Below are 5,983 nucleotides of genomic sequence, written 5' to 3'. Positions count from 1 at the left end.
AGAGCAGAAAAGGTACCATTACCCATGTCGGGGCCTCCCAGCGTTTGAAGTGTCGCAACCTCAATCATCGGGCAGGCCCCGACCCCATGCCAACACCACCCCCCACACCCCAAAATGCGAAGAGCCGCTTTAGTGCGAATACGAGGCCGTGGCAGCTATGCGGATTCCTCGAGACACCGCATATCCTCGCGATTCTCCCCGCACGCGGGACGCCTAACTAGAGCCTTAGCCCGCTAACCGGCGGATAAACCCCCCTGATGCGCACGTTAACCCGCTAGGTCGAGCGTGGGCAGGGCTGCCCACGCTCTAGCCAGAAGGCCCAGTCTCCGTCTAGCGGTTTCACACTCCACTCAACAATCACGAGTTGCCGCGATCCCAACCTCGGCCTCGTCGGAGGATACACAGGACGACGATGTTTCCGCGCCGGACCCGCCCCTACGTGGATAGGTTGCGCCTACGCGGACAGGTTATGCGTTCACGGATAGGTTATTAACCTATCCGCATGCTCGGAACCTATCCATGACGTCATGTCCTATCCGCATGCGGCCACCCACAAGCAAGCACACCTACGGCGTACCTTCAATACCGCCGACATCGCGGCTGTACTCACTGAACGTGTCCAGCCAGTGGGCTGGCGACGCGCAACCTACAGCTTGAAGCGCTCCGCGACGACGGGCTTCAGGGAAACGGCACGCTCACGTGCAGACACGTCGCCGCAGGCGGCCAGCCAGTTGGCGAACATGAGGTGCCCTGACTGTGTCATGACGGACTCGGGGTGGAACTGGACGCCTTCGAGGGGCAGGGAGCGGTGGCGCACGCCCATGATGATGCCGGATTCGGTGCTCGCGGAGACCTCGAGTTCGTCGGGCATGGTCGCGGGGTCGATCGTGAGGGAGTGGTAGCGGGTGACGGTCAGTGGCGAGGGGACGTCTTCGAACACGCCGCGCCCGTCGTGGGTGATGACGGAGGTCTTGCCGTGCATGAGTTCGGGCGCGTGCCCCACGGTCGCGCCGAACAGCTCACCCAGGGCCTGATGGCCCAGGCACACGCCCAGCATCGGGATCTCCCGCTCGGCGCAGTCGGCAATAGTCTGCAGGGACGCGCCGGCGCTCTTGGGGTCGCCGGGTCCGGGGGAAATGAGGACGCCGTCGTAGCCGGCCTCGAACCACGCGGGATCCACGACGTCGTTACGCACGACGTCCACAACAGCGCCCAGGTGGCGCAGGTAGCCCACAATCGTGAAGACGAACGAGTCGTAGTTGTCGACGCAGAGGATTCGTGCCATCGCCGGTCCTTTCATGTACGAGGCCGTAGCCCCTTCTTCGGCCTCCATCGTAGGGTGCTCCCCCAGTGGGCGCGCGACCGCTGTCCGACAAACGGGCGGTGCGGTGCGGAAAGCGGCGGCATAGAAAGCGGCGACGCATTCACGAATGAGAGATGGGAGACCGACCCCGCACCCGTGGGCACAGCCGAGCAGAAATTCCCACATCCACGGTTCGCGACCCCGCCCAACGCCCGTGGATACGACACGAGGCCGGGTGGCCCCGGCCTCGTCCCATCTACAAGCGGGTGGCTCAGGCGCCGCCGACGGAGGACTGTCCCAGTTCCAGGTAGGACTGGACCCAGGGGTAGACCCAGGTGAAGAGGGCGGCGATGGCCGCGGCGATGAGGGCCAGGGATTCGATGACCTTGAACCAGGTGGGGCCGGGCAGGTGGCGGAAGATCCATGCGTACATGTGGGGTCCTTTAGTTCGTGGGTTCGTCGACGAGTTCGGCGGGGACGCCCGTGTCCTTGGGGGTCCAGGATTCGAACTTGAGGTGAACGATGTAGCGCTGCCAGTTGCCGTATTCGGGGTGGCAAGTCGTCATGGTCATCCAACGCTCGGTGGGGGTTTTGGACCAGGAGAGGTCGTCGATGACGGGAGCGACGACGCGCATCTGCGTGGGGTCGGTGGCGTCGATGATCTCGGAGGAGACCATAGAGTAGACGAGGTAGCGGTCGTCGACTTCTACGACGACCTTGTCACCCTGGGTGAGGCGGTCGATCCAGCGGAAGTTGTTGCCGTAGGTGCGGCGGTGGCCGGCGACGGAGAAGTTGCCGACGCCGCCGGGTTGGGTGGTCATGTCGTAGTGGCCGGCCCAGCCCTGGTCGAGGACGTAGGAGGTGGTGCCTTCGGCCAGCGGGATCTTCATCCAGTCCCAGGTGGGTACGTGGACGAGGCCGTAGACCTCGCCGGATGCAACCTCGCGCGTGAACTCGGGTGGTGCGTCCGTTCGGGTCTCGCCTTGGGTACGCTTGGAGGGCTGGTGTTCTTCTTCGTACGAGGCAATGGTCTGGGTGACCTGGCCGGCGACCTGGTAGGTCGTCCAGTAGAGCTGCCACACGGAAAACAGGCCGATGACGAACGCGAAGGTGATGAGCAGCTCGCCGATGACGCCGACGATGTTCCAGAAGATGTTGGAGCTCTTTTTCTTTGTCGGAGTGGCTCGAGCGATGTGTTCACCCATTCGTTTCCTCCACGGTTGCATAGTTGACGGTGAGCGAGGTTGTTGCAGGCGCGAAGCTTAGGGAGTCTTTGGTCTGCATGTCCCACCCGAGGCCGTACTTTGACACATAAGCCTGATAATTCACCATACGTGGGTTTGCAGTAACCGTCGCGCGCAGGGTGTCAGGATCACCGATTGCTTGAATCACAAAGGGTGGGGAAAAGCTGGTTCCGTCGACCAGGATGACGTTACCGATGCATCGGATGACGGTTCGGTTGGTGATGCGTACGCCTTGGACTGTCATGGCTTCAGCGCCGCCAGCCCACAGGGCGTTCATGGTGTCTTCGATGTCCTGCTGGTGGATGACGAGGTCGTTGGGGGTTGCGCCGACGGGGATGCGGCCGGGGGGCGCGTCGTTGAGGGTGATTTGGACGCCGGGTCCGGAGACGGGGCGCGTGGATTTGGCGGTGAAGGCGTCTTCGTCGGGGGTGGGCGCGCCGGGTTGGGAGGTGGAGAAGTTTTGTATCTGCGCGTCGAGGGCAGCGACCTCGGCGTCGAGGGCAGCGACCTGGGCTTGTCGGGTGTGCACAAGGGTTGTGAGGTCCGAGGTCCCGGCGGGGTTTTTGCGTTCGTTGAGGGAGGAGATGGAGAAGAGCAGGCCGGAGGCGATGGTGACGGTGAGGATGGCGGCCGTGTGGCGGACTTTGCGTGGCTGCATCATTCTCCCTTTCTGTGGCGCTGCGTTTGGGTACTTCCTATGTCCGAGACTACGCTAGAGTATCGACTAATTCATCACCGCCGGGCGGTTTGTCTTCCCGCGCGGGCCAGTAGAAAGGACCCGACGTGGCCGAATCGAAAAAGCGCAAGAAGAATGGGCACGAGGTCGAGGACGATACCGAGATCAAGAATTGGACGGATGGTATTCCGCTCAGCCCGGTCTGGTGGGCTCCGACGTTCGTGACACTCATGATTGTGGGTCTGCTGTGGGTTGTCGTGTTCTACATTTCCCAGGGCGTGTACCCGATTCCGAAGATCGGTCAGTGGAATATTGCGGTGGGCTTGGGCACGATGATGGTGGGTTTCCTGATGACGTTGCGTTGGCGCTGAGCGCGTATCGTTTCGCGTGAAACGTGAGTGTGGGGCGTTCCGGTTGTGGCCGGGACGCCCCACGTCGTGTATGGACGAGGCCGTGGCTGGCCGGGTGATTATGCTCGGCTGAGCTGGACGCGCATGCCGGCGTCGTACATGCCCCGGAGGGAGCGTCCGGCGAGGCCGTCTTCGAGGCGCGCGGGGTGGGCGCTGGCGAAGGATATGACGGTCGTGGCACCGGCGTGAAGGAGCGCGGGGGACGCGGGCGTGGAGGGTCCTAGGACGACGGTGTGGGCGTTCGAGGCGAGGGTGAGGAGACGCGGCATGGTCTTGTTGACGAAGGCGGAGCCGGAGATGAAGACGTAGTCCATGTCGGGGAGTAGGTATTCGCAGGCGGAATCGGGGTAGTCGCCCTCGAAGAGGTTGCGTTCGAGGATGTTGAGTTCGGCGGCGTCGGGCATGGCTGCGGCCGCGAAGGGGAAGTGTCCGATGATGGCGACGCGCTTGCCAGCGACGAGGGGCGCGTAGGGGTGGAAGGTGCGCGCCCAGTTGTTTTCTTCGCAGGGGGTGAATCCTCGAGCGAGGGCGACCTCAGGGTGGGAGTGGTAGGCGTTGATAGCGGCCACGCCGATGCCTGCGTCCTCGAAGTTCCAGGATTTGGCCAGGGCGGCGACGTCGCGCAGGGGGCGACCGACCAGCTCGGAGGGGTCCTCGGTGGCGCGCGGGCGGGACTGGACGTTCATGCCGAAGGCCATGCCGACACCGTCGTCGCTGGAGGCGACGCGGCGCCACTTGCCGTCGGTATGGATTTGGGTGACGGTGATGTCGGAGGGGATCTCGTCGATGAGCTGGTCGTACAGGTCCCAGGGGCTGGTCATGGTGTCTCCTGTGGGGCGCATGAGGGAGGGTCCGGCACTGTGCCGGACCCTCCCTATGTTAGGTCATCCTCAGAAGACGTGCCGAGGCCCTGCAGAGGCGACGACACCCCGATTACGCGCCATAGACCTCGACAAGGAGGCGGAACACCAGAGCGTTGAGCGCGACGATACCCGCGATCATGCCGAGAGCCACCAGAAGCTGTCGACGATTCTGCGCCGCCTCCGTGATGCCCGAGCGCGGGCGAGCCAGGCGTGCAAGCACCCACGTAGCGGCCACGCCGGCGACCGCGCCCCCGATGTGCGCCTGCCACGAGATGCCGCTGGCCAAGAAACCGTATACCAGGTTGATGCCCAACAACGTCAGGATCGGTGTCGTATCGGCTCCCCCCAATCGCTGCAGGACAAACACGGCACCGAAGAGGCCAAACACAGCGCCCGACGCCCCCACCGTGCCCACGAGGAGTTCCGACGGCTGGATCAGACACCAGGCGAGGATGAAAGCGGATCCACCCAGCGCACTCACCAGGTAGACGGTGAGGAAACGCCACCAGTCCAGGACGGGTTCGATCGCGCGACCCACCCAGTACAGGGAGAGCATGTTGAACAGAATGTGCAGCAGCCCACCGTGCAGGAACGCGCCCGTCAGGATCGTCCACGGGCGCGACATGAGGAAGAGCGGAACCAACGCGAGAGACGACTTGAGGGAGGGGAACACCCAGGTCACCAGGTACATGAGGATACAGATCGCCATCATCACGTAGGTGACGACCGGCGCACCCATCCGCGCCGCGCGCGACGCCTGGCGCACCCATCCGCGCTTCGAAGATGTACAGTCCACGCAGATCGAGCGCACCTCGGTCGGAATTAAGCAGTCCACGCACATCGGCCGGTTGCAGCGCTTGCAGTAGTCGACACTGCGCACGCCCGGGTGGCGCGGACAGTCGGGGGCGGCCCGCGGGTCGGACCGCTGGACGTAGCTCGGCAGGCTCATAGCGTCCCTTTCATTCGTGGGTAAGGGACGAGGCCGGGGTCTCTCATCCCGCCAACTGCGCTGAGCAGCGGGAGCGGCCCCGGCCTCGTCACTGACAAGAGAAAAGGTCAGTCGACGATCTCGATCGAGTTGATGACCTGCTCCGTCACGGGGCGGTCGTTCGCGCCCGTGGGGGTGGTGGCGATGGCGTCGACGACGCGCTTGGAGGCCTCGTCGACGACCTTGCCGAAGATCGTGTGGTTGCCGAGCAGCCACGGGGTCGGGGCCACGGTGATGAAGAACTGGGAGCCGTTGGTGCCGCGGCCCATGCGCTTGCCAGCGTTAGCCATGGCGAGCAGGTAGGGTTCGTTGAAGTTCAGCTCGGGGTGAATCTCGTCGTTGAACTGGTAGCCGGGACCACCGGTGCCGGTACCGAGGGGGTCGCCACCCTGGATCATGAAGCCGGGGATCACGCGGTGGAAGATGGTGCCGTCGTAGAGGGGACGGGACGTCTTCTGACCGGTCTTGGGGTCGACCCATTCGCGCTCGCCCTTGGCCA

General features: G+C 64.0%; 8 protein-coding genes. 1 reads left to right on the top strand and 7 read right to left on the bottom strand.

Annotation, left to right across the window (positions count from 1 at the left end; all coding sequences use genetic code 11):
• Window positions 1–646 precede the first annotated feature (646 nt).
• From QZ149_RS09850 to QZ149_RS09835, 4 genes are all read right to left on the bottom strand, one after another.
• The gene (locus QZ149_RS09850) at window positions 647–1,285 is read right to left on the bottom strand and encodes a gamma-glutamyl-gamma-aminobutyrate hydrolase family protein (protein WP_366488491.1); all 639 of its coding nucleotides are present in this window, start codon (window positions 1,283–1,285) and stop codon (window positions 647–649) included.
• Window positions 1,286–1,574: 289 nt separating this feature from the next.
• A complete protein-coding gene (locus QZ149_RS09845; RefSeq protein ID WP_009649255.1) occupies window positions 1,575–1,736 on the bottom strand; it encodes a hypothetical protein in 162 nt (53 codons plus the stop codon).
• A gap of 10 nt (window positions 1,737–1,746) precedes the next feature.
• Complete coding sequence (locus QZ149_RS09840; protein ID WP_291451263.1) at window positions 1,747–2,508, bottom strand: class E sortase; 762 nt, start codon at window positions 2,506–2,508, stop codon at window positions 1,747–1,749.
• Window positions 2,501–3,205: a DUF881 domain-containing protein gene (locus QZ149_RS09835; protein WP_291451265.1), complete on the bottom strand. Its 705-nt coding sequence runs from the start codon at window positions 3,203–3,205 to the stop codon at window positions 2,501–2,503. The genes QZ149_RS09840 and QZ149_RS09835 overlap by 8 nt, the downstream gene beginning before the upstream one ends.
• Before the next feature lie 125 nt (window positions 3,206–3,330).
• Here QZ149_RS09835 and QZ149_RS09830 point away from each other — a divergent pair, with 125 nt between their 5' ends.
• Window positions 3,331–3,594, top strand: a complete 264-nt coding sequence (locus QZ149_RS09830) for a cell division protein CrgA (protein ID WP_009649261.1) — start codon at window positions 3,331–3,333, stop codon at window positions 3,592–3,594.
• Window positions 3,595–3,692: 98 nt separating this feature from the next.
• Here QZ149_RS09830 and QZ149_RS09825 read toward each other — a convergent pair whose 3' ends face one another.
• The 3 genes from QZ149_RS09825 to QZ149_RS09815 all read right to left on the bottom strand — a co-directional run.
• Window positions 3,693–4,454 (bottom strand): DUF364 domain-containing protein, encoded by a 762-nt coding sequence (locus QZ149_RS09825; RefSeq protein WP_291451262.1) that lies wholly within the window; start codon window positions 4,452–4,454, stop codon window positions 3,693–3,695.
• 112 nt (window positions 4,455–4,566) lie between these two features.
• On the bottom strand, window positions 4,567–5,445 hold the full coding sequence (locus QZ149_RS09820; protein WP_291451261.1) for a rhomboid family intramembrane serine protease: 879 nt from the start codon (window positions 5,443–5,445) through the stop codon (window positions 4,567–4,569).
• Window positions 5,446–5,552: 107 nt separating this feature from the next.
• The coding region (locus QZ149_RS09815) for a peptidylprolyl isomerase (RefSeq protein WP_291451260.1) at window positions 5,553–5,983 on the bottom strand (431 nt) is incomplete at its 5' end.

The organism is Actinomyces sp. ICM47, from assembly GCF_905369875.1.
Lineage (GTDB): Bacteria > Actinomycetota > Actinomycetes > Actinomycetales > Actinomycetaceae > Pauljensenia.
The sequence above is the reverse complement of the archived record's forward strand: the minus strand, read 5'-3'. Positions and strand labels throughout refer to the sequence as shown.